21 protein-coding genes are annotated in these 23,997 nt (G+C 62.5%); 9 read left to right on the top strand and 12 right to left on the bottom strand.

From position 1 onward, the window contains the following. Positions 1-42: 42 nt before the first annotated feature. Entirely contained in the window at positions 43-495 is a 453-nt protein-coding gene (rnhA, locus tag EK373_RS19700; protein ID WP_129645409.1) for a ribonuclease HI, read from the bottom strand. A gap of 18 nt (positions 496-513) precedes the next feature. Next, a complete protein-coding gene (locus EK373_RS19695; RefSeq protein WP_129645408.1) occupies positions 514-1,260 on the bottom strand; it encodes a class I SAM-dependent methyltransferase in 747 nt (248 codons plus the stop codon). Between the two features lie 188 nt (positions 1,261-1,448). Between EK373_RS19695 and gloB the strand changes: the two genes are divergently transcribed. The 3 genes from gloB (at position 1,449) to EK373_RS19680 (ending at position 4,983) form a co-directional block, all read left to right on the top strand. After that, complete coding sequence (gene gloB / locus EK373_RS19690; RefSeq protein ID WP_129645407.1) at positions 1,449-2,228, top strand: hydroxyacylglutathione hydrolase; 780 nt, start codon at positions 1,449-1,451, stop codon at positions 2,226-2,228. 165 nt (positions 2,229-2,393) lie between these two features. Beyond that, entirely contained in the window at positions 2,394-4,076 is a 1,683-nt protein-coding gene (locus EK373_RS19685) for a LysM peptidoglycan-binding domain-containing protein (RefSeq protein ID WP_129645406.1), read from the top strand. Positions 4,077-4,194: 118 nt separating this feature from the next. Beyond that, complete coding sequence (locus EK373_RS19680; protein ID WP_129645405.1) at positions 4,195-4,983, top strand: enoyl-ACP reductase FabI; 789 nt, start codon at positions 4,195-4,197, stop codon at positions 4,981-4,983. Between the two features lie 78 nt (positions 4,984-5,061). Here EK373_RS19680 and EK373_RS19675 read toward each other — a convergent pair whose 3' ends face one another. The 5 genes from EK373_RS19675 to EK373_RS19655 all read right to left on the bottom strand — a co-directional run bounded on the left by EK373_RS19675 (position 5,062) and on the right by EK373_RS19655 (position 10,324). After that, positions 5,062-6,957, bottom strand: a complete 1,896-nt coding sequence (locus EK373_RS19675; RefSeq protein WP_129645404.1) for a SurA N-terminal domain-containing protein — start codon at positions 6,955-6,957, stop codon at positions 5,062-5,064. An 89-nt stretch (positions 6,958-7,046) separates the two neighbouring features. Next, positions 7,047-7,853, bottom strand: coding sequence for a DNA-formamidopyrimidine glycosylase family protein (locus EK373_RS19670; protein ID WP_129645403.1), 807 nt, complete (start codon positions 7,851-7,853; stop codon positions 7,047-7,049). Positions 7,854-7,931: 78 nt separating this feature from the next. Further along, positions 7,932-9,605, bottom strand: coding sequence for a glycoside hydrolase family 43 protein (locus EK373_RS19665; protein ID WP_129645402.1), 1,674 nt, complete (start codon positions 9,603-9,605; stop codon positions 7,932-7,934). 57 nt (positions 9,606-9,662) lie between these two features. Beyond that, complete coding sequence (locus tag EK373_RS19660; RefSeq protein WP_129645401.1) at positions 9,663-9,938, bottom strand: DUF2277 domain-containing protein; 276 nt, start codon at positions 9,936-9,938, stop codon at positions 9,663-9,665. A 32-nt stretch (positions 9,939-9,970) separates the two neighbouring features. Further along, the gene (locus EK373_RS19655; protein ID WP_129645400.1) at positions 9,971-10,324 is read right to left on the bottom strand and encodes a DUF1428 domain-containing protein; all 354 of its coding nucleotides are present in this window, start codon (positions 10,322-10,324) and stop codon (positions 9,971-9,973) included. Positions 10,325-10,508: 184 nt separating this feature from the next. On the opposite strand from EK373_RS19655, the gene EK373_RS19650 reads away from it, so the two are divergent. The 4 genes from EK373_RS19650 (at position 10,509) to EK373_RS19635 (ending at position 14,873) form a co-directional block, all read left to right on the top strand. After that, the gene (locus EK373_RS19650; protein ID WP_157994440.1) at positions 10,509-11,561 is read left to right on the top strand and encodes a DUF3617 domain-containing protein; all 1,053 of its coding nucleotides are present in this window, start codon (positions 10,509-10,511) and stop codon (positions 11,559-11,561) included. 43 nt (positions 11,562-11,604) lie between these two features. Further along, positions 11,605-12,393, top strand: coding sequence for a D-alanyl-D-alanine carboxypeptidase family protein (locus tag EK373_RS19645; RefSeq protein ID WP_157994439.1), 789 nt, complete (start codon positions 11,605-11,607; stop codon positions 12,391-12,393). Then, on the top strand, positions 12,365-13,789 hold the full coding sequence (locus EK373_RS19640; protein WP_129645397.1) for a glycosyltransferase family 39 protein: 1,425 nt from the start codon (positions 12,365-12,367) through the stop codon (positions 13,787-13,789). The genes EK373_RS19645 and EK373_RS19640 overlap by 29 nt, the downstream gene beginning before the upstream one ends. A 73-nt stretch (positions 13,790-13,862) precedes the next feature. Continuing rightward, on the top strand, positions 13,863-14,873 hold the full coding sequence (locus EK373_RS19635; protein ID WP_129645396.1) for a YihY/virulence factor BrkB family protein: 1,011 nt from the start codon (positions 13,863-13,865) through the stop codon (positions 14,871-14,873). Positions 14,874-14,894: 21 nt separating this feature from the next. Here the strand turns inward: EK373_RS19635 and EK373_RS19630 are convergent, their stop codons facing one another. The 5 genes from EK373_RS19630 to EK373_RS19610 are packed head-to-tail and all read right to left on the bottom strand — an operon-like array spanning position 14,895 to position 20,013. Beyond that, positions 14,895-15,257: a hypothetical protein gene (locus EK373_RS19630; RefSeq protein ID WP_129645395.1), complete on the bottom strand. Its 363-nt coding sequence runs from the start codon at positions 15,255-15,257 to the stop codon at positions 14,895-14,897. After that, positions 15,257-17,779: a cytochrome c oxidase subunit I gene (gene ctaD / locus EK373_RS19625; protein WP_129645394.1), complete on the bottom strand. Its 2,523-nt coding sequence runs from the start codon at positions 17,777-17,779 to the stop codon at positions 15,257-15,259. The genes EK373_RS19630 and ctaD overlap by 1 nt, the downstream gene beginning before the upstream one ends. Continuing rightward, positions 17,776-18,777 carry a cytochrome c oxidase subunit II gene (locus EK373_RS19620; RefSeq protein WP_129645393.1) on the bottom strand — a complete coding sequence of 334 codons (1,002 nt, stop codon included), beginning with the start codon at positions 18,775-18,777 and terminating at the stop codon, positions 17,776-17,778. The genes ctaD and EK373_RS19620 overlap by 4 nt, the downstream gene beginning before the upstream one ends. A 2-nt stretch (positions 18,778-18,779) precedes the next feature. Beyond that, the gene (locus tag EK373_RS19615) at positions 18,780-19,154 is read right to left on the bottom strand and encodes a c-type cytochrome (protein WP_129645392.1); all 375 of its coding nucleotides are present in this window, start codon (positions 19,152-19,154) and stop codon (positions 18,780-18,782) included. 4 nt (positions 19,155-19,158) lie between these two features. Then, positions 19,159-20,013, bottom strand: coding sequence for a c-type cytochrome (locus EK373_RS19610; RefSeq protein WP_157994438.1), 855 nt, complete (start codon positions 20,011-20,013; stop codon positions 19,159-19,161). Positions 20,014-20,146: 133 nt separating this feature from the next. Here EK373_RS19610 and EK373_RS19605 point away from each other — a divergent pair, with 133 nt between their 5' ends. Beyond that, positions 20,147-22,942: a CARDB domain-containing protein gene (locus EK373_RS19605; RefSeq protein WP_157994437.1), complete on the top strand. Its 2,796-nt coding sequence runs from the start codon at positions 20,147-20,149 to the stop codon at positions 22,940-22,942. Positions 22,943-23,003: 61 nt separating this feature from the next. Next, positions 23,004-23,996: an aldo/keto reductase gene (locus EK373_RS19600; protein WP_129645389.1), complete on the top strand. Its 993-nt coding sequence runs from the start codon at positions 23,004-23,006 to the stop codon at positions 23,994-23,996. Position 23,997: the final 1 nt, after the last annotated feature.

The raw sequence follows: 23,997 nt of genomic DNA, 5'->3' as shown, positions 1-23,997 counted from the left end.
TAGCGCATGCCCGCGCGCTTGCTGACCTGGAGTGATGCGGGATCAGCCGACCGGCAGGCGCGCCTGCATTTCGTCGATCGCTTCGTTCGCCAGTTGATCGGCGCGCTCGTTGCCAGGCACGCCGGCGTGGCCCTTCACCCAATGCCATTCGATCTTGTGCCGCGCGATCTCGCGCTCCAGCGCCTGCCACAGATCCACATTCTTGACCGGCTTCTTGTCGGCTGTACGCCAGTCGCGCAGCTTCCATTGCGGCATCCATTCGAGGATGCCTTTGCGCACGTACTGCGAGTCGGTGTACAGCACCACATCGCAGCCGCGCTTCAACGCCGCGAGCGCCTGGATCGCCGCGGTCAGCTCCATGCGATTGTTGGTGGTGAGCGCCTCGGCGCCCTTGAGCTCTTTCTCATGCTCGCCCGAGCGCAGGATCGCGCCCCATCCGCCGGGCCCCGGATTGCCGCGGCAGGCACCGTCGGTGTAGATCTCGACTGCGGCCATTTATTGATTGGTAGTGAATCACATGCGATTCGCGTTGCGCGGCGTGCTCGGCTCGATGAGGCCGCCGACCACTTTGGGACGCAGGCGCCAGCGCGGACGAATCGGCGTCAAGGTGTACACGCGTTTGCGAGCCTTGATCAGATAGCCGCCGGCAAACATCGGCCAGAGATAATTGCCGCTGCGCTCGAAAAAGCGTTGCGACGAAGGCGAGCTCGCGCTGAACGGCAGACTGAAAAGGTAACGCCGCGAATCGACGACCTCGAAGCCGAGCAGCTTGAGCCAGTCACGCAGCCGACCTTCGCCGATCAGCCGCTCCGTGCCGGGCGGGAAGCCGCTCTTCGCGAACCAGTGCCGCAGGCCCCAACTGGAAAACGGCCGGAAGCCGAACACGATCAAATGACCTTCCGCAGACAGGATGCGCCCGACCTCGCGCACGATCTCGTGCGGCTCGGGCTCGTACTCCAGCGTGTGCGGCAACAAAACGGCATCGACCGAATCGGATTGGATCGCGAGCGCGTCAGTGCGAGAGCGAATGGCCGATGCGCCCGGCGAGCGTGCGCCATGCCACGCCAGCACCGATTTGCGCTGAGTGCGCGCCTCGGACATCAAACCGTCGTCGTCGCCCCACTGTCCGATCTGCAGCAGTTGCCAACCGAACACCTGCGCGAGCGCCTCGCCCGCGAGCTTGCGCTCGAGCGCATAGACGCGCTGACCAAGCGGTGAGCGCAGCCAGGCGTGCAAATCGAGGGCGGTGGGTTCGGGCATAACGCAAGGATAACGGATCGGAGTGGCTACGGGTTCGGCGCTCGAGCCGCCAGTTCGGCGCCGACAGGGAGTGCCGATGGAACCGATCCCGAATTGCGACGCTTTTACGCTTGATTAATGCTTGCCGCTCAGCGACATGGGATGTTAAATACCCCCAGGTTCGGTGCTTCTGGGGTCGGTCCACAACGATGCTACAAGTGACCCCGGTTCGGGCATTTGCTGACAATTACATCTGGCTGATTCACTCGCCACGCGACGCCGCGCGCGTCGTTGCCGTCGATCCGGGCGACGCCAAGCCGGTCGAACGCGCCCTCGCCTCCCGCAATCTCACGCTCGCAGGACTCTTGATCACGCACCACCACGGCGACCACGTCGGGGGTGTGGACGAGCTGCTGCAAAACCGCCGCGGCATTCCGATCTACGGACCGGCGAGCGAAACCATTCCAGGCAATCCGCAGCGATTGCGTGAAGGCGATCACGCCCTCTTCCCTGAGCTCGGACTGGCATTCGAAGTGCTAGACGTCCCTGGGCATACCGCAGGTCACATCGCGTACGTGGGTCACGGCGCCGTGTTCTGCGGCGACACCCTGTTCAGCGCTGGCTGCGGCCGGCTGTTCGAGGGCACGGCGGAACAAATGCACCATTCGCTGTCCAAGCTTGCGGCCCTGCCTGCCGAAACTTTGGTGTACTGCGCCCACGAGTACACGCTCAGCAACTTGAAATTCGGTCAGGCGGTGGAGCCGGACAACCAGACCGCGGCCAGCTACCTGGCGCGTTGCCGGGAATTACGGGCTCGGGATGAGGCGACGATTCCATCGGACATCAGGCAGGAGAGGAATGTGAACCCTTTTCTGCGATGTGACGATAAGACTGTGAAACAGGCCGCTGAAGCCTATGCCGGTCGCAGGTTACCTAGTCAACCTGAAGTATTCGCTGTCATCCGGCAGTGGAAGGACAGTTTTCGCTAGTGTCCCGGACTGGGCACGGCAGTTTTCTAGCAAGGTGCACGGGCACCGGAGTGTGATGGGAGTCGCCCGCCGGCTCGGCCTACGCCGAGTTTCAAGGGCCGACCATTTTTTGTTTTGCGCCTGCCTTCACGAATTCGATAAGGGCAAGGCAGGTGGAGGGATCAGATGTTTCAGTGGCGACCAGCAACCGCGCTGCCAGCAATTCTCGCGACGACCCTCGTGGTCCTGACGGCTGGCTGCAGCCACCTCGGCTCGAATGCCGACAACGAAGCAGACGACGAAGATGCCGTCGAATTCGTGGAGCTGGATCCCTCGATCACCAAGCTCGATGAAGCGGCCATCGGCGTCTCCGGCCCCGAGCAGATCGAGGAAGCCATCGAAGCGCTCGACCAGACCGGTCCGCGCCTGGTGCGCGAGCTGGGCCAGGACGGCGCGGGGCTGCCCGAAGGCGGCGACCTGTTCGAGCGCATCCGCAAGGGCTACACGCTCAGCGACATCGATCATCCGTCCGTCGAGCTGGAGCTGCGCTGGTTCGTCAAGCATCCCGATTACCTGGACCGCACCTTCAAGCGCGGCGAGCGCTACCTGCACTACATCGTCGGCGAGCTGGAAGCCCGCAACATGCCGCTCGAGCTGGCCTTGCTGCCGGTGGTCGAGAGCGCCTTCAATCCCGTTGCCTATTCGCGCGCTCGCGCTTCGGGTCTGTGGCAATTCATCGCCGAGACCGGCCGTCGCTACGGCCTGAAACAGAACTGGTACTACGACGGTCGCCGCGACGTGATCGCGTCCACCAACGCGGCACTGGACTACCTGCAGTTCCTGCACGACGAGTTCGAAGGCGACTGGCTGCTCGCCGTCGCTGCATACAACTGCGGTGAAGCGCGTGTCGCTCGCGAAGTGGCGAAGAATGCCCGCGCCGGCAAACCCACCGACTATTTCAGCCTGAAGCTGCCGCGCGAGACCCGGGCCTATGTGCCGAAGCTGCTCGCCATGCGCCGCATCGTTGGCGACCCGACCAGCCACGGCCTGGCGTTCGCGCCCATTGCAAACGCGCCGTACTTCGTCAAAGTCGACGTTGGCGGCCAGCTCGATCTGCACGTCGCCGCCGAGCTTGCCGATCTGTCGAAAGAAGAAATCCTGGCGCTGAACCCGGCGTTCAACCACTGGATCACCGATCCGGATGGCCCGCACCACATCCTGGTGCCCGTCGATCGTAACGATCGCTTCAAGGAAGGCATCGCTGCCCTGCCGCCGTCCGAGCGCGTGCGCGTCGTGTATCACCGCGTACGTCGCGGCGACACGCTTGGCGAGATCGCCGACAAGTACGGCATCTCGGTCGCGGCGATCAAGAACGCGAACAAGATTCGCGGCAGCATGATTCATCCGGGTCAGGAACTATTGATCGCGGCGGCGCCGAAGGGCGTGCAGTTGCCGAGCGAAGCTCAGCTCGCCGCGTACGAGGAAGAAACGCCGGCCCGCAGCCGGGCGCCTTCGGACAAGCACGTCGTGCGTCGTGGCGACACGCTGTGGAGCATCGCCAAGACTCACGGCGTGAGCATGAACCGCCTGGCCAACAGCAACGGTCTGGATAGCGACGACACATTGTCCATCGGTCAGGTGCTGTCGATTCCGGGCACCGCCCGGCTCGCCGCCACCGACAGCAGCACCGTCGCACGCTCGACCACTTACGTGGTCCGCCGCGGCGATACCATGTCGACCATCGCGACCAAGTTCCGCGTCCGACTCGCCGACCTGCTCGGCTGGAACAACCTGACGAAGCGCAGCGTGATCAAGCCCGGCCAACGCCTGGTGATGTACATCGACGACCGTCGCCGCGCCGGAATCTGAGAAGAAGCGGTTGGCGGTTGGCGGTTAGTTAAGAGGCTCGGCTCCTCGTCTTCACCAACCGCCAACCGCCAACCGCTATCCGTTAAACTGCGCTCCAGTTCGTTCACTGGAGCTCCAAATGGCATTTCTCGCAGGCAAGCGCGCCCTCATCATCGGACTGGCGACCGAGCGTTCCATCGCCTACGGCATCGCGCAGGCGATGAAGCGTGAAGGCGCGGAACTGGCGTTCAGCTATCAGGAGCGCTTCAAGGATCGCGTCGAAGGCATGGGCAAGGAGTTCGGCGCGGCGGCCGTGTTCGAAATGGACGTGGCCAGCGACGACAGCATCGCCGCCGGTTTCGAGACGCTCAAGAAGAGCTGGGACAAGCTCGACATCATCGTCCACGCCGTGGCGTTCGCGCCTTCCGATGCGATTCGCGGCGGCTTCGTCGAATCGACGACCCGCGAAAATTTCCGCATCGCGCACGACATCTCCAGCTACAGCCTGACCGCCGTCATCAAAGCCGCCGAGCCGATGCTCGAGGGCCGTGCGGGCTCCATCCTCACCCTCACCTACCTTGGCGCAGTGCGTTCGCTGCCGAGCTACAACGTGATGGGCCTGGCGAAGGCGAGCTTGGAAGCTGGCGTGCGTTTCCTCGCCGCGGACCTCGGCCCCAAGGGCATTCGCGTCAACGGCATTTCTGCGGGACCCATCAAGACGCTGGCGGCCGCCGGCATCGGCGGCTTCCGCAAGATGCTGAGCCATGTCGCGTCGATCGCGCCGCTGCGCCGTAACGTCACGGTTGAAGACGTCGGCAACACCGCTGCGTTCCTCGCGTCCGATCTCTCGGCCGGCATCACCGGCGAGATCATCTATGTCGACGGGGGCTTCAACACCGTCGGCATGTCGTTCCCCGAAGGCGATTGATCGATCCCAATGAAAAACGCCGCGGCTTCTGACGAAGACCGCGGCGTTTTTTTGCCCCTTGAAATAACGCGACTGGCGTTATTCGAAGACCTTGTCGTTGCGCACGATATCGGCGTTGCGCTGCGCTTCTTCGACGTACGCCGTCAGCTCCTCATTGCCACTACGCACCTCGGCCTGACGACGACGCGCAGTACGTTGCTGCTCAGGTTCGCTGCCCGCTTCGCCGCTGCGAATCTGCGTGACGGCCAGCACTGCGTAGTTGCCATCGTCCGTCGTTACGCCGGCCACGTACGGCTTCGCTTCGGAAATCTCGGACTTCGACGCCTGGAACGCCGAGCGCAACACCGCGGGCGGCGCGATCGAGTCGTCGCGAGTGACGAAGCGCCGGCCCACCGGCTTCATTCCCAAAGCGTTGAGCGACTCCCAGCTCTCGCCCTTCTGCAAACGAGCCACAGCATCCGCGCCCTTCGCCGCCGCGGCGTCGCGAGCAGCCTGCGCACGAAGTCGCGATTCGATCTGCCCTCGGACTTCCGCCAGCGGACGCGGTTCTGCCGGCGTGTGACCGGTGACGCGCAAGATCACCGCCTTGTCATCGCCAACGGCGACCAGCGGGCTGTTCTGCCGGCGCTCGAGCACATCTTCGCTGAACGCTGCATCGATCACGCCCTGGTCGGCGCCGAACTCACCGCCGCCTTCACGCGTGAAGCCCTTGACCTCGTGCACCTGCAGGTTCATCGACTTCGCCACCGTGTCGAGCTCGGTCAGCGCGGCGAACGCGGCGTCGGCCATCTTTTGCGATTCATCGTAGAAGCCCGTCTGCGCCTTGTCCTTGCGGTACTCGGCTTCGATGTCGGCGCGGGCCTCGTCGAACGTCTTCTGGTGGCCGGCTTGAATGTCCTCCAGCTTCAGCACGTGATAGCCGAACTGGGTCTTCACCGGACCGCGGATCTCGCCGGACTGCATGCTGAACAAGGCGTCTTCGAACGGGCCGACGAACATGCCCCGCTGCGCCCAGCCCAGATCGCCGCCCTGCACGGCCGAGCCCGGATCCTTGGAGTTTTCCTTGGCGAGCTGCGCGAAATCGGCGCCGGCCTTGGCTTTGTCCGTCAGCTCCTGCGCCTTCTTCTGGGCAGCCGCGTCATCCAGACCGTCGGTCGCAGTGATCAGAATGTGCCGGCCCTTGCGCTGCTCGGCAGAGGTGAAGCGCTCCTTCACCTGCTCGAAATAGTCTTTCAACGCCTGCTCGCTGACATCGACCTTGGCCTCCGCCTGCTCGCGGGTGAGCTGGATGTACTGCAGATCCACCGTCTCGGGCAGCAGGAAATCTTTGCTGTTGGCTTCGTAGTATTTCTGAATCTGCTCGTCGGTCACTGTCACCGAGGGCAGGAAGTCGTTCGCCGCGATCAGCACGTAGTCGACCTCGCGCTGCTGCTTCTCCAGCTCGAAACGGCGCTCCAGCTCATGAGGCAACGCGAACGCCGAGTCGACCACGCCCCGCTGCAACTGCTCGAGCAACAAGTCACCCTGCATCTGCGACTCGAAACGAGCTTCGGTGAGGCCGTTCTGCCGGAGCAGGCCGTTGTAGCGATCCGCCGAGAACTTGCCGTCGACCTGGAAGTCGGGAATTTCCATGATGCGCCGGGCCAGCTCCTCGTCGCTCACCTTGTAGCCAAGCTCGGTGGCGCGCTGAGTCAGCAGCGTCTGCTGGATGTACTGGTCGAGGATGGCCTGCTGCTGGGCCTTGGCCATTTCCGGCGGCAGCTCGTTTCGCAGCATCTGCTGCAATTGAGACTGGCGGCGCTGCCAGGCCTGGCGGACCGTCTCGACCGGGATACGCTCGCCATCCACCTTGGCCGCGAACGCGGCGGCCGAGGACTGGAAATCGATACCCCAGAACACGAACACCACGCCAATGGCGCCGAGGAACAGACCGGCGACCCAGCCGGTGATCTTGTCGCGGATGGTTTGCAGCATGTGACGGGCAGTAAATGTCCCTAAACGATTGATTCCGAACGACTTGCCGGCGCGCGATGCGGCCCGGGGGGCGCGATAGTAACACGTACCTATTTATAGGCGGGACTTGCGGCTCGGGCGCGTTTGCCGGTGGCGACCCGGGCACGACGCACCGGTGGCGGCGAATAGCGGATCTGACATCGCTCGCAATAGAAAGTGCGCCGGTCGGTCGTGCCCAGGTAGGCGCGCTGGAGCTTGATCTCACAGCGCGGACAGACGCCTTTGTTGTGGACCAGCCAGTGCTTTCTCAGCACGAACGCGCGTTTCCACTCCAGGAACTGAAAACTGTAGGTCCTCGCCTCCTCCACCAGCTGGCGCAGCTTGGCCGCCGGCAGCGCACCGACCTTCGAGCACGGGTGCACGCGGATCCGATAGAGCACTTCGTTCTTGATGATATTGCCGACACCGGCGAACACGTTCTGATCCAGCAGCGCGTCACAGACCAATGTGTCCGGCATGGCGCGCAGCTTCTTGCGAGCGGCCGCGGCGTTCCATGCATCGGACATCACATCGCCGCTCCAGTCGTAGGTGGCGTCGAGACTGCCTTCGAGATAGCGGACCGAGCACGCGTAGAAATTCAGCTCCTGACCGCGAGCGAAGCGCAGGCCGAAGCGAATGGGCTTGTCCGGCTTGCGCTCGTTGATGCAATAACGGCCGAACATCAATAGATGAATGCGGACCGTGAACTCGGGGAACTCGATCAGGAAATGTTTGCCCCAGGTGCGCAACGCCACGATGCGCTGGCCCACGACGCGCGACTTGTCGATTTTCGAGTTGCCTTCGGCGGCGAGCACTCGCTTGCCTGCGAATATCTGCGTCTGCTCGCGCAGGATGATCAGCGACGGACCTTCAGGCATGACCCCTGAATAATCGATCGAGCAGGCCAAGGTTCCGGACCGCTCATTGCGGACTGCCGCAACCAGCGCGTGTCGCTCTTAGTGCTCCACGCGGGCGTGCGGACCGACGGTCGCGCCGACGAAACCTCCCGCAACTTCGGTGCTCAGGATGGAGCCATCGTCGTTCTCCAGCAGCGGTTGCCAGCCGGCGGCGTCGTAGTAAAACGAATAGTCGCGGCCTTTACCCGAAATCTTCAACTTGATCTGGGCGTCGGCAGCCGGCTTCAGCGTGGCGGTCGCGACTTGTTTCACTGTCGCCCCGCTCTTCTTTTCCAGAAAGACCTGCACCGTCTCGCCCGAGCGACGCGCCCCGAAGAAGTACCAGTGCTGTCCGTTTTGAATTGCCGCGAGACCCGCCGCAACACCGGGTTCCTTCGGCAGCTGCAGCGAGGTGCTCGCATCAAAGGCGATATGTTGCTGGCGCCGCCCCAGATAGGCGGGATTGCTGGCGCCATCCAGACGTTCGGCGGTGGCCGTGATGCTGAGCCGACCAGGCGCGGCCGCGAGATCAAACCATTGCTGCTTCGGCGCACGGATCTGCAGCCATGCCGAATTCAGCTCACGCCGATTGAACTCATCGCGCCAGGTGAAGTTACCGGTAAGCGGCACGACATCGCGACTGTCATTGGACAACTTTGGCGCCGGCGCGACGTAAGGAATGGCTTTGCCGGCTTCCAGGATCACGGGCCAATCGTTCTTCCACGTCACGGGCAGCAAATAGGTTTCACGACCGGTGTGATAGTTCACCCCGTCGTAGGGCCGTGAGCCCAGAAAGGTCGCCCACCACGTTCCATCCGGTGCTTCCACCAGGTCGGCATGACCCGCATTTGTAATCGGATTCGCGCGATCCTTCGACAGCTCCCGCTGCGTCAGTATCGGATTGTTCTCGTAGGGCTGATAAGGCCCCCACACCGACTTCGAGCGCAGGATCACTTCGGAGTGATTGGGCCCAGTGCCGCCCTCCGCGCACAGCAGGTAATACCACCCGCCTCTCTTGAACACGTGCGGCCCCTCGATCCAGATGGGCTGCTTGGAAATATCGACGCCGCCGTTCAACAGCACCCGCCGCGGACCGACCAGTTTCATCCGCTGCAAGTCGAGCTCCTGCATCCAGATGGCGCGATGACCTTCGTATCTCGGCTTCTCATCGGGGGCGCCGTTGTTCAACACGTACGCTTTGCCATCTGCGTCGACGAACAACGAGGGATCGATGCCGTCGATTTCCGGCAACCACACCGGGTCCGACCAGGGGCCGGCCGGGTTCTTCGCGGTGCTGATGAAATTGCCGCCGCTGTCCACCAACGTGTTCAGGACATAGAACACGCCGTTGTGATGATGAATCGCGGGCGCAAACACGCCGCGCGAGATATCCAGGCCATCGAAGCGCAGCTGCGACGGTCGGTCGAGTACGTGCCCGAGCAGGCGCCAGTGCACCAGGTCGCTGCTTTCGAACACCGGAATGCCAGGGAAATAGGCGAACGTCGAGTTCACCAGATAGAACTTGTCGCCGGCGCGAGTGACGCTGGGATCGGGATAAAAGCCGGCCAGAATCGGGTTGCGATAGCTGCCTTTCGGCAGCGGCGCGTCGAATACCGCGTCCTTGCCCGTGTATTCGAACCAGTCGAATGAAACGATCGGCTCCGCCCGCGCGAGCAGCCAGGGAGCGAGCAACAGTGCCGCGACCTGATATGTCTTCCTGATCAGTTTGCTCATTTAAACAACAACGGGCGCCTGGCCGACCCAGGCGCCCGCTATTACATCACACCTTTTCTAGGCCTTCGCGCCAAATCTTACGGCGTTACGCGCCCGCGCCCGCTCAGCCTCGACTTCTCGATTCTTGGGCTCCGCGTTGGTCGTCATCGAATGGATCAAGGTACGCGCGGCGGCAGCCACCTCCTCCACTGCGCGCTCGAAGGCCGCTTCATTGGCCTTCGATGGGATCGTGAACCCGCTGAGCTTGCGAACGAACTGCAACGAGGCGTCGTGTATCTCGGTGTCCGTCGCCGGCGGCTCGAAATTGAACAACGTCTTGATGTTCCGACACATAACTCACTCCGTCAGCACGCCGCGGGCGCCGCTCACAAACTAAACAGCATCTCGAAACCGCCGAAAATCATGCGTTTTCCGTCGATGGGCATTTCGTTGAACAGCGCCTTCATGCGGGGATCTTCCATCACTTTCGCATTGATGGCGTCGCGCTGCTGGCGCGATTCGTAGGTGATCCAGGCGAAGATGACGATCTCATCGGGCTTGACCTGCACGGCGCGGGGGAACGACGTGAGCTCGCCATAGGGAACATCGTCAGCGACGCATTCGACGTAACTCAATGCGCCATGACTCTTCCATACCTCGCCGCAGAGGCGCGCCTTTTCCTTGTAGACCTGCAACTTATCCTTCGCCAACGGCACGACGAAACCATCCACATAAGCCATTGCGCTCTCCTGTTGCGTGAAACTCGTCACAAGGACGCGCCTGCCCGACCGATTCCGACAACGGCTTCGACAAATCGTTCTGCTGCACGCTTTTTTCGGCTAAAAGTCAACTGCCATGACGGGGCATAGACCACAACCAAGCCGCGTGCGAGCCTGCTGGAATCCTAACAGTGCGGGAAACTCCATGAAAAACGTGTGCGCGTTGCTGCTGCTCACCTGCGCCGGCACTTCACTGGCGGCCCAGGGCATCGAAGGCGAGAAGTGGAAGGTCACCAACACCATGCAGATGGGCGGCATGTCCATGCCGGGCCAGACCTCGGAGATCTGCAAGCAGCCCGAGGCGGGCGCCGAGCAGCCGCCGATCCGGACCGACGACAGCTGCCAGATCTACGACATGAAGCGCACCGGCAATGTCCAGAGCTTCAAAATGCGCTGCGACGGTGAGGACAAGATGGAAGGCTCGGCGCAGCTCACCTACGTCAGCCCCGACCACTACAAGGGCCGGATGGAGATGACCACGGGCGGCGAAACCATGGTCATGAACTACGAAGGCCAGAAGCTCGGCCAGTGCGATGGCACCGAAGCGAACTTCGTAGCCAAGAAGATCATGGCCGATGCCGAGCGCACGCAGAAGGAGATCGAGCGGCAGCAGATCCAACGCTGCCACGAAATGGCGGCCGAAGCGGAAGGCCCCTCGTTCCTGATGCAGTGTAAAGACCCGGCGGATAAGCGCACCTATTGCGAAGCCGTTCGCAAGCCCGAGAATTTCCGTCGTCTGGCCCAGGAGGAGCGCCGCAGAGCCCGCGTTTCGAGCATTCCCAACGACCCGAGCAACAAGCCGCTGGCCGAATCGGCACGCATCTGTGGTTTCTCGCTCGAGCAGGAACGCGACGCGATGTGCAAGCTTGCCGAGCAGAAGAACGATCTGAACTTTATCGCGACGGAATGCGGGGTGATGGCCGCTGGCATCGCCGCCCAGCAGTGCGCCGGCCGTCGCTACACCGCGATCAACCCGCGTTATCGCAGCTTCTGTTCCGAGTACGCCAGCAACCAGGACGAAGAACAACGCCGGCAGCGCGCAGGCGCAATGTCGGCGACCGATGGCAGCATCGGCCAGGATCAGCCGCAGGATCCACAGCAGGACCCCGCGCTGGAGCAGCCTCAGACCTCCGGCGAAAAGGCCAAGGGTCTGTTCAACAAAGGCAAGAAGGCGCTGGGTGGCTTGTTCTCGAACTAAACGTCACATCGCGCGCCGATCGTGGAGGCAGGCAACTGCCTCCATGGTCGGCGCGTTGCTGTTGGCGCTCACTTCGCCTCTGCACGCAGAGGCGCCGGATCTCTATCCTTCGGCGGCTCGCAGCTACATGGTCGTCCTCGACGATCAGCTGCTTTGGCAACGAGCACCGACGCTCCGTCTACAGCCTGCCTCGCTCGCCAAGTTACTTACAGCGCTCGTCGCCCTGGATTCCAACTGGAGTGCAGAGCGCTGGGTCACGGTCAGTGAATACGCCGCGAGCGTGCCCCCTTCTCGTCTCGGACTGAGAGCGGGCGAACAGATTACGGCTGGCGCGGCACTGGCCGCGATGCTGATCCGCTCCGCCAACGATGCGTGTCGCGCGCTCGTTGAAAGTGTCACTCCCAACCTCACCGAATTCAGAGCACGCATGAACGAGCGCGCCGTGCGGCTTGGTATGAGCGAATCGAATTTCGTGGATCCCTGTGGTTTCGATGCCGCCGGCCAGTACACCACTGCCACGGATTTGCTGAAGCTCGCCCGCGCCGCCCGAACGGCGCCACTGATCTCACACTTGGCCGCTCTCCCCGAAGCCCAGCTCACAACTCGCGCTGGGCGCACGATCAAGTTCACGAGCACCAATGCACTGCTCGGAAGGCTGGACGGCACGGAAGGATTGAAGACCGGCAACACCTCGCAGGCCGGCCAATGTTTGATCGCGTACGTGCGACGACAGAATCACGACGTCTGGCTCATCATGTTGGGTGGCACCGAACGCTGGTGGTTGGCGCACGGGATGATCGAAGATGCGTTCGGCTCCATCCTCGCAAACTGAAACTTCCGCGGCCGAAGTTTCTTGGCTGACAGCGTGGCTGCCGGCGCTGCCAGCCCTTGCCGTGATTGTGCTGTGGTGGCCCTCGATCTCCGGCAGCTTTCAATTCGACGATTGGAACGTGATCGTCAACGAGCCCCGCGTCCATTCGCTTGCCGCCTGGTGGCAATCGATGCCGGGCATTCGACCGCTGTTGAAACTCAGCTACGCGTTGAATTTCTCGCTCGATCCCCGCCCGGCGGGCTTTCGTGTTGTAAACATCCTGATTCATGCACTCAGCGCGACGCTGCTGGGGTCGCTGCTTCGAGGCCGCGGCCTTCGCGCCGGGCTATCCGAAGCGAACGCCTCCCAGGCAGCTTTGTTCGCTGCTCTCCTGTTCGCACTTCATCCGGTGCAAACTGAAGCTGTCACCTACATCTCCGGTCGCTCCAGCTCGCTGGCGGCGTGCTTCTGTTTGTTGAGCCTCTATTGTTGGGTTCGCAGCGAGGACAGAGAGCGAAGCTCCGCGTGGCTCCTGGCGTGCTGCGTTTGTTTCGGACTGGCGGTCGCGACCAAAGAAACGGCATTGATCCTGCCGCTCGCGCTGCTGCTCTACTCCTCTGACCGTCCTGTGTCGCAAACGTTGCAGCGTCTGACGCCGCTGTTCCTGCTCATGGCGGCGATGCTGGTGGTCGCGCTCAGCCTGCCGACCTACAGGCGCTTGCTCGCCGTGAGTCTCGACACTCGCACCATCGGCGAGAACCTGCTGACACAATCCCACGCAATCTTCTACCTGGCGGGCCAGCTGGTACGCATAACGAACGTCAATGCTGATCCGCAGCTACCGGTGGTCGATGCGTTGAACTGGAACGCGGCGCTATCCGTCTTCGCCTTGGCCACCACAGTCGTGTGGGCATTGCTCAACTGCCGACGCCGGCCGCTGGCCTCGTTTGCTGTGTTGTGGTTCATGCTGTGGCTGGCGCCGACGAATTCGCTCCTGCCACGCCTCGACGTGGCCAACGATCGTCAGTTGTATCAGGCATTGATCGGTCCCGCATGGTGGCTGGCCGTGCGCCTCTTCGCGTGGCAGCCCGATCGAGCCATGCTGCGCCCAGTTGCTGTTGCTTTGATTCTGGTGGCGCTGAGCTGGACCACCTATCAACGCAACCTCGTCTATGAGACCGAAATTGCTTTCTGGGAAGACACCGCCGCACGCAACCCCGCAAGCTCCCGGGCCGCGAACAATCTTGGCATGGCCTACGCGATCGAGTGCCGTTTCGGTGACGCTGAGAGCGCCTTCGAGCGCGCCGTCGCATTGAGCGGCGACGACTATTACTCACGCATCAACCTGATCCTCCTGCGCAAGGGCCTGCTGCCCGGCGTGGATTCGAAGCGCTGCCCGCACGCCGTCCTCAACTGATCGAGTCCTCGGAACATCCCGCCTCGTGCTGCGTCATTGCTCTGTCCACGAGCGCGCTGAGCAAGGTGTTGCAATGCCTCCGACCGTCGATCCCAACGAGATCGCAAACACCGAAACGAATCGGGGACGACTCGCCGGCCGGCCAGTAGACATCACCTGGCGCGGCTGGTGGGATGTGATCTGGCGGGTCCAGACTCAGCTCGATGCCGACAACGTGTCCATCGTTGCCGGCGGTCTCGCCTTGTTCGCGCTGCTCGCCGTGTTCCCGAGTCTCGCCGCCGCCGTTGCCATTTACGGCTTGGTGGCTTCGCCCGAAGCGATCGCCGCGCAGCTTCAGACCTTCAGCGAAATGCTGCCGGCCGCGACCCTGCAGATTCTGCAGAGCCAGTTGCAAAACCTGGTGAGCCAGAGAAACGAAACGCTCAGCATTGGCGTCGTGATCGGCATCCTGGTCGCTATGTGGAGCGCACGCAAAGGCATGGTCGCGCTGATCACTGCGGTGAACGTCGCGTACAACGAGCACGACCGCCGCTCGTTCCTGAGACGACTGCTGCTCTCGTTCACGTTTACGGTGTGCGGAGTGGTCGGCTTCGTGGTGATGGTGCTGATCGGTGTCGCTGTGCCCATCGTGCTCGCATTCATCCCACTGGGCACCGCCACGCAATGGGTGTTGCTCGTGATTCGCTGGGCGCTGCTCTGGGTCATGGCCGTCTTCGCACTCTCCGCGTTGTATCGCTTCGCGCCACATCGCACACGCCCGCGCTGGGAATGGGTGAATGCCGGCTCCGTCATCGCCGCGACGCTGTGGTTGCTCGGCGGCGTGCTGTTCGCGATCTATGTGCGCAACTTCAGTTCGTTCGGCGAAGCGTATGGGGCGATCGGCGGCGTGGTCGTGATGTTGATGTGGTTCTATGTGTCCGCCTACGTCGTGATCCTCGGCGCCGAGATCAATTCCGAGCTCGAGCGACAGACACTGAATGACACGACGATCGGACCGGTGAAGCCGCTCGGCGAGCGCGGCGCGTTCTCGGCGGACACCGTCGGCCCGCGAGGTTGGGCATGGCGCCGGACCGCTAAACACTGAGTCACAGCGGGATTCTTTGGATCACAGCCGCGGGCAAGCGCTAACCACCAGCGCTGGCAGGACCAGCAACACCAAGGCGATCAGCGCGATCCCGCCGCTGGCCAACGCCACGAAACCGATGAAGCGCGAATGCTCATCGACCGCTTCGTCTCGCTGCAAACGATAACCGCGACGAACGACCAGCACGGTGGCTGCGCCGGCGATCAGCGAAGCGAGCAGCGTCGTCAGCGTGACAATGGGCAAACCGAACCAGCTCACATCGGCAAAGCCTCGCGCACAGGCAACCGCCGCAAACACATAGACAAAGACGAAATCCGCGATCCACACGAGCAGCCCGCCCAGGATCAAAAACGTGGTGCTCGTGAATGAATGTCGCATGCTCATCAAAGGGCCAGCCGAGGCGAGTGCATCACCACCAGCGCGACAATGCCCTGCGCCGCGCAGTAATAGCTCATGATGCGGGTGTTATCGAAAACATTTCGACGCACAGAATCGATCATCCCGAGCGACAGTCGCGCCACGGTGAAGCCGATCATCAACGTCAGCAACACAGCGTGAAGTCCTTGCCAGGCAACCATCGTGTAAGCAGTCGATGCATAGCCGTGCAACTGCGGGCGAAGGTTCGTTCCCGTCAGCGCATGCAGGCTCGCTGCAAATGCCAGCCAGGTTCCCATCAGCGCAACCAGCAGCGCGATGCTCACGCCGCGGCACCGACTCCCACCCAGCGCCCGATTCGCCGCAAACAACGCCCCAGCGACGACAAGCCAAGCGACCACCGCCGCCACGGAGCTTCCCACCAGCGGCATATCGAGACTCTCCGGGGGAAAGCCGGACAACGTCACCGTCCATAAATAAAGGAATGAAAAGATCAAACAGGCGAAGATGCTGCCATCCACGAGCATCAGCACGACCATCGACCACCACGAATGCGAGCGGCTGCCGCTCATGTAATCCGGCAAGCTCAGCCCGCCGCCCACATCGAACAGCTGTCCCGACGGCGCAGGATCGCTGTCCCACAACCACATCAGAATGCTGCCCAGTGCGACCAGCGCTCCGGTAATCGCGACGATCATCCATTTGACGGTGAGCGCAAGAAAAAAGACCGCGGTGCCGACGCCAGCGAGCACCGGCAACCAACTCGATCCCGGCAGACGCAGCAGATACTCCGGTCGAGCATCGATCGCACTGGTGACGATGGTCTCTCGACCGCCCGTCATCGTGCCGGGCAGATAGTGCTGACCTTCGTCCACTTCCTTGCGAAGCGACGCTCGATCCCACAGCGGCTCCCGGCTGCCGACGAGAGGCACGCTGCGAATGGCATACTCATCCTGCGGCAGCCATTCGAGCGTGCCCGCGTTCCACGGATTCGTGTCCACTTTGCCGGCGGGCCTGAAGTGCAACATCAAATCCAACAGCACGATGCTTATACCTGCTGCAAACACGAATGCTCCAACTGTCGAGAGCAGGTTGTAAGGCTCCAGACCATAGCCATCCGCGTACGTCCAGACACGGCGTGGCATGCCGAGCAGCCCGGCGATGTGCATGGGAAAGAAAGTCAGGTTCACGCCGATGAACATGATGGCGCAGGCCCACTTCCCCATGCGCTCCGACAAACGGCGGCCACTGATCATCGGCGCCCAGTAATAGATTCCCGCGAACACAGGAAACAACATGCCGCCGATCAGCACGTAGTGCAGGTGAGCCACCACGAAGTACGTGTCATGCGCCTGCCAGTCGTAAGGCACGACCGCGAGCATGACGCCAGTCAATCCACCCAGCACGAACACACCGAAGAAACCGAGCAGAAAGTAAGTTGGCGTCGCGCGCTGCACGTCGCCTCGCCACAGCGTGGCGATCCACGAAAACACTTGCAGCCCGGCCGGAATCGCCACGGCCATGCTCGCCGCCGAAAAGAAACTCAGCGACAGGTGCGGCATGCCGGTCGCAAACATGTGGTGCACCCACAATGCAAAAGAAATGGTCCCCGTCGCCAGCATCGCGACAACGATCCAGCGATATCCAATCAACGGCACCTGCGCCATGGTCGCGACCATCATCGAAACCAGGCCCGCCGCCGGCAGGAAAATGATGTAAACATCCGGATGGCCGAACAGCCAGAACAAGTGCTGCCAGAGCAGCGGATCGCCGCCCCGCTCGGCCAGGAAGAACGGCCAGTGGAATGCGCGCTCCAGCTCGAGCAACGCCGTGGCTAGAATCACCGGCGGAAAGCCGAAGATGATCATTGCGCCGACGATGAGCATCGCCCACAGGTAGATGGGCATCTTGTCGAGCGTCATGCCCGGCGGCCGGGTTCTCAAGATACCCACCACGATCTCTATCGCACCGGCGATGGCCGAAATCTCGATGAACCCGATGCCGAGCAGCCAGAAGTCCGTGCGCAGCCCGGGCGAGAACTCGTAGCTGGTGAGTGGCGGATACATGAACCAGCCACCATCCGGCGCGAGGTCGAAGAAGATGGTGGTGAAGAACACCAGCCCGCCGACGAAATACGCCCAGAACGCATATGCCGACAGCCGGGGAAACGGCAGGTCGCGCGCCCCCTGCATCGCGGGCAACAACAGAATGCCGATTGCCTCGACCACCGGCACGGCGAACAGAAACATCATCACCGAGCCGTGCATCGTGAACAGCTGGTTGTACAGATCGGCATCGACCAGATTGTTCCCCGGCACCGCCAGCTGAGTGCGCATGATCAGCGCCAGAATGCCGCCGAGCACGAGAAACAACAGCGCGGCGCCGATGTACCAGAGGCCGATCGCCGTGTTGTTGACTTGCGTGAGTACGCGCCAGCCTTTGGGCCGCTCCCATACGGCGCGCAGTCGATCGAACTCCCCCGTGGGACGCGGCAGCGAATTCGGCAACTCAGGGGACGCGTCCAAACTCACTGGAGACTCCCCAACCACGCCGACAGGGCACGCAGCTCGACGCCCGAGTACGCGAGCGACGACGGCATCTTGTTGCCCGGTTTCACGTCCTGGGCGCCGGCGATCCAACCGGCCATGGTGCCGATGTGATTATTGAGCGTGCCTGCGGCGAGCGACTTGCGGCCGCCGACATGCGTCAGATCCGGACCGGCGACGCCATTCGCAGGCGTGCCTCTGACCGTGTGACAGCTGTGGCACTCGCCACGAAAGAAGGCGTCATAGCCAACTTTCAGAAAGGGATCGACGGGCTCGACAACAGATGTTTGTTGATGCGCCAGCCAGGCCTCGAAGTCATCCCCATGCTGGGTAACGACGAACAGCGCCATCAGCGCATGCTGCCCTCCGCAGTACTCGGCGCAGAGCGCACGAAATGTTCCTGCCTCGCTGGTCTGCAGACGCAAGCGCGTCGTGCGACCAGGAATCATGTCCACCTTGCCTGCCAGCGACGGCGCCCAGAAGCTGTGGATCACATCCGTCGTCGAAAGCACCAGTTCCACGGCCTGGTTCGTCGGCATGCGAAGCTCGTTCGCCAGCACGACCGCCCCGCCCTTCCCTGGCCGATCGTAACGAACTTCCCACCACCATTGCTTGCCGACCACGTGGATCTCGAGAACATCGTCCACCGGCGCCCGCGCCCGGGCGTCGCCGAGACCAAAACAATCGAGAAACAACTGCAGAGCGCCGCTCGATCCGATGGCATTCAACCCATTGCCGACGGCTAGCGAGTACATCAGCAGCACGGTCAGCGTGAACGCAGGAAACGCGAGGCCGCCACCAAGGATCCAGTAACGCGCGTTGACCGGCCTTCCCTTCGTAAGCACAGCACAGGTGACGAGCACCATCACCACCAGGAAGATCAGACCGCCGCCCACATACAACGCGGTGCCGAGCTGATCGATCAACTCGGCGCCGCTGCCCGATGCGGGATCCAAGGCCGACGCAGGATGAGGCGGCCGCATGATCAGTCGGACTCATATAAATAGGCGGCCATGTCACGAGCTTCCTGCTCCGACATCGAGATGGCGGGCATCGCGGTCTGTGGCGCCATCGCCGGAGCATCGACGATCCAGCGCACCAGCGTGTTCGGCTCGTTAGGAAACTTGCCCGCGACATACGAGCGACGTGAGTAATCACCCAGCGCCGGCCCGACCTTCCCAAGCGCGTCCGCCACACCCGGAATCATATGGCACACGCCGCACTCATAGCGCGCCAGCGCTTCGCGACCTCGATCCGCGTCGCCATCGACAACTTTCGGCACATAGTCTCGCTCGGGAGCACAAGCAAACAGCAGCGGTAGCAACAACAACAGAGAGAGTGGGCGACCGGTGCGCGTCATCTCACTATTCTTCCGTCATCAAATAGCGCGCCATCTGCCGGGCGTGCGGCTCGATCACATCGAGATCCGGCATCATGGTGTGCGGACTGAGATCCTGCGGGGCAACGATCCAACGCACCAGATTCTCGCGCGTGTTGGGCAGGATGCCTGCGATGTACTTGCGCTCTCGCCAGTTTACCAACGACGGTCCGATGTGCGTCTTCGGCCCAACCATGCCACCAATGATGTGACAGTTGTCGCATGCGTACTGTCGAAACATGATCTGCGTGCGCTCTCGCGTGTAAGCAGCAGCGGCGGTCGGCGCGGGACACGTTTCATCGGCACTCGCCTCATCCAACTCACGGTGCTGAGCGACAGTCATGAACGGCATGGCCTTCAAGTACGCCACCGTCGACCACAATCCTTCGCTCGATATTCGATACTCCCACGCCGGCATGCCCGACATGCGCACGCCCTGCTGCGTGACATAGAAAAGATGCGAGGCCGGCCAATCCCGAGCGGATTCCGACAAACTGCTCGGCGAAGGAAGTTGTCCACGTCCGAGCGGGTCGCGAGCGACGCCCGGGGCGCCGTGACACTGCACGCAATACTTGCGATAGCATGCATAACCTACATTCACATTGGCCACGCGCTGCAGATCGGGCACCACGATGTCTTCGGCGTTGCTGGCTACGGAATAGCGCAGACCCAGCTCCAGGACGCGATATGTAATACCGAAATGCTGCTTGGTGGCGGCGGTGCTGTAAGCCCCGGACAACAACAGCACCACGCCGGCGCCCGCACCCGCCAGGATCAGCGCAACGGCGCCAATGCCTATAAAGAAAGCCTTGTGACGATGCGCGATCTGGCCCTTCGGCACGGCAATTTTCCATGAACGGCGGTGGCAACCCTCTAATCTGCCGTCGGGCGTCTGAGTTCCCCGACACCCGTCCGCCGTGTACAACCTGTTATGCTTCCGCCGCTTCATAACGATGCAGAAGAAGGGAAAGCGGGTGAGTTCCTATCGTCGATTCGGCGTGGTGTCGCTGGGCGCCGCGCTGGCGCTGCTGGCCAACATCAGCGATGCCGGGGTCAACAGTTGGACTATCAAAGGCCCGCCCGGTGGCATGTTTCAGGGCGTACGGGCAAGCTCGACCGACTCGAGCGTGTTCTATGCCATTTACAGCCGCAGCGTGCATCGCTCCACCGATGGTGGCGTCACCTGGACGATCCTGAAAAACTTCGCGAGCCAGGTGAACGGCCTCGCGGTCGATCCCACCGACGGCAACCGCCTGTACGTCACCGCGTTGGATCACGGTCTGTTTCGTTCCGACGACCGCGGACAAAGTTTCATTCAAGTGGCGCCCGCCGGCGCTGGCGTGTGGGGCGTCGGCACGAATGGCGCGACGGTCTATTACGCGATGGGCAATCGAGTCTATCGCAGCGACGATCGCGGCCAATCCTGGTCGGCGCCCGGCATCGCGCCGCAGACGCTGACGCGAATCCTCGTCGATCCGCAAGATAGCGACGTCGTCTACTCCTTCAGCGGCGCCACAGTGATCCGCAGCACGGACGGCGGCATCACCTGGTCGGATCCGCGAGTCAATCCCGACCCCGAGAGCAAGTCATGGGTTTATGACATTGCGCAGCTGTCGGCCACTCGGCTCATCGTGGCGTGCAATGACGGTCTGTGGATCTCCAACGATCGCGGTGTCACCTGGCACCGGACGAGCAGCGGTTCGTTCGCTTCCATCGCGGTTGACCCGTCCACACCCGGCCGCGCCGTTGCCACCAACAGAGGCGTTGCTCCGCTCCAGGTGACGACCAACTACGGCGCCACCTGGTCGACGCTAGGTAATCTGCCGACGCTCAGGTACGAGGGCGCAAGCTTCGATGCCACCGTGCCGACGCGCATCGTCGTGTTGGGACAGCAAGGCGCACTCTATTCGAACAACGACGCGCAGACGTGGACCGAAGCAGCACTCTCCCCGGTCGCCTCCAGTCCGACGCAGTTCGCTACCACGCTGGCCGCCAATTCCAGGATCTACACATACACCGTCGGTGGCGGCGGCGGATTGTTCGCCACCAGCGGCGCTGCCGACTGGCAACGCTTGAACCTGGCCGCGGCGCAAGCGTTGCACCCAGGCTTCGAGTTCGGCCAGGCCAGCCTGGCCGTCAAGCCCGGCTCGCCGAGTTCGATTTTCTTTGGCGTGTTCAATCGTGGCGTGTTCCGCTCGATCGACGGCGGCCGGTCATGGCTCGCGCCCAACGCTGACCTCAACGGCTTTTCGCCGCAGGTGTTCGCGTTCGATCCGCAGGATGCGAACACGATGTATGTGAACGTGTACAAGGTGTCGACGACGCCGAGCGCGGGCATTTATCGGAGCAGCGACGGCGGTGTGACGTGGCTGCCCTACAGCACCCATCTGCCGACGGATCTGTTCGGCATGGACATGCAGGTCGATCCCGCCGATCCGTCGCGAATGTTTCTTGCGGCCTACCAGGGCTTCTTCCCCGACACGCCGGGAGGATTGTATCGCTCGCTAGATCGCGGCCTGACCTGGAGCCAGAGTTTCACCCGCCAGGACGTGTACAAGATCGCCATCGATCCGTCCAACAGCTCGCGCGTCTATGTCGCGACGGAGAACGGCTTGCAGGTCAGCGACGACGGCGGCGACTCGTTCATCGCAAACAACTCGTTCGCCGTCATTGCCAATGATGCAGCCAGCTCGATCGTCATCGATCCGGCGGTGCCGACGACGATTTACGCGGCGAGCCTCGATCCGGGTTATTCGTTCGGCATCCAGCGTTCTTCTTCGATCCTGCGTTCGGTGGACGCCGGTGCGACCTGGGAAGTGCTGCGCGCGGCAGCGGATGACGGCGGTCCGTGGTACGTCGGTCAGCTGGTGCTCGACCCGAATCGTCCATCGTTGATTCATGCCGGCACCGGCGTGCGCGGCGCGGCCGCATTCGAAGTGTCGCCAGACTTGCAGGTGGAGATCGGCGATCACGGCGGCACTCGTCCCAGAGGCTATGAATCGACGTTCAATGTGCGAGCCGTGAACAAAGGCCCGTATCACGCGACGGCTGTGAAGCTCTCAGCCGTGGTGCCTGCGGAACTGACGAACGTGAGCATCACGACTGACCTCGGCGCCTGTGCGGCGACGACGTGTACGATCCCGGTGCTGCGCGTCGGTGAAGAAGTGAATGCCGTCGTGAGATACACAACGCCCGCTTCCGCGCTCTTCATTCCGGTGACAGCGACCATCGCTGCGCATGAGAACGACTCGGCCGCAGGCAACAACTCCGCGCAGGCATCCGCCGTCACTGGCGATCCTGGCGATCTCGGCATCGCACTCACGCCCTCGACCACCAGCGTAACGCAGGGACGCAATGTCACTTACACGGTGACCGTGACGAATCGCGGAACTACTTCGGCGAGCGACGGCACCGTTGGATTCCAACTGGGCTCGAGCTTCACGCTCGGTTTTGTGCCTGGCGGTTGCAGCTCGGCCGCAGGCGGCGCCTCTTGCACCTTGGGCAGGCTTGCGCCGGGCGAGATCCAAGCATTTTCCTTCACTGCAGTGGCAACCAGTGCAGGCCCGGCCAAAGCCACCGCCAACGTGGCCTTCGGCCCGAGCATGGCCGACATCAATCCTGCCGACAACGAAGCGACCAGCTCCGTGACCGCAACGACTCCAGCCCCCTGGCGCGGCGGCGGCGGCGGTGGTGGCGCGATGGATATGCTGACGCTGCTGGGCGGACTGTTGCTGTTGATTACCAACCGTCGATCGAAGCGATCGATATAGCTCTCGCCGCCGTCGCACCGAGCTGCCAGAATTCCCGGTCATTTCGTTCCGGGAGTCACCCATGAGCTTGCACACCCGCCCGTTCGGCCGCACCGGCTGGAATATCGCTGACATTGGTTTTGGCGCGTGGGCAATCGGCGGCTCCTGGGGCGATGTCGATGAAGCGCAGGCGCGCGACGCGCTTCGTGCGGCGCTGGACGCCGGAACGAATTTCATCGACACCGCCGATGTGTACGGCGACGGCCGTTCCGAGCGCATCATTCGCGATGTGTTGAAAGACTGGCGCGGCCAGCGCCCCATCGTCGCGACCAAGGCCGGCCGGCGCCTCTCTCCCCATGTCGCCGATGGCTACAACCGCAAGAACCTCGAAGCGTTCATCGATCGCAGCCTGCAGAACCTCGGCGTCGAGACACTCGACCTGGTGCAGCTGCACTGTCCGCCCACCGAGGTGTATTACCGCCCCGAAGTGTTCGAAGCGCTCGATGCGCTGGTCGCGGCCGGCAAGATCGGACACTACGGCGTTTCGGTGGAGAAAGTCGAAGAAGCACTCAAGGCCATCGAGTATCCCGGCGTCGAATCGGTGCAGATCATTTACAACATCTTCCGCCAACGACCCGCCGAGTTGTTGTTTCGCGAAGCCAAGGCTCGCAAGGTAGCGGTCATCGCTCGAGTGCCGCTGGCAAGCGGGCTATTGACGGGCAAGTTGACGCGCGATTCGCAGTTCGCGCCTGACGATCATCGGAATTTCAACCGTCACGGCGAAGCGTTCGACGTCGGCGAAACATTCGCCGGCGTGCCCTATGACGTTGCACTGGACGCCGTGGAATCAATTCGTCCGTTGCTGCCGCAAGGCGTCTCGATGGCCGCTTTCGCCCTGCGCTGGATTCTCATGGAAGACGCCGTGTCGGTGGTGATTCCCGGTGCGAAGTCCCCACAACAGGCGCTGGCGAACGCGGCCGCAAGCGAGCTCGCGTCATTGTCCCCAGGAGCAATGCAGGCGATCCGCTCGATTTACCAGCAGAAGATCGCCCGCCACGTTCACCACCGATGGTGAT

The sequence above is a fragment of the Peristeroidobacter agariperforans genome (assembly GCF_004138335.1).
Lineage (GTDB): Bacteria > Pseudomonadota > Gammaproteobacteria > Steroidobacterales > Steroidobacteraceae > Steroidobacter > Steroidobacter agariperforans.
Note: the sequence above shows the minus strand (reverse complement) of the source record. Positions and strands in the feature narration are given on the sequence as shown.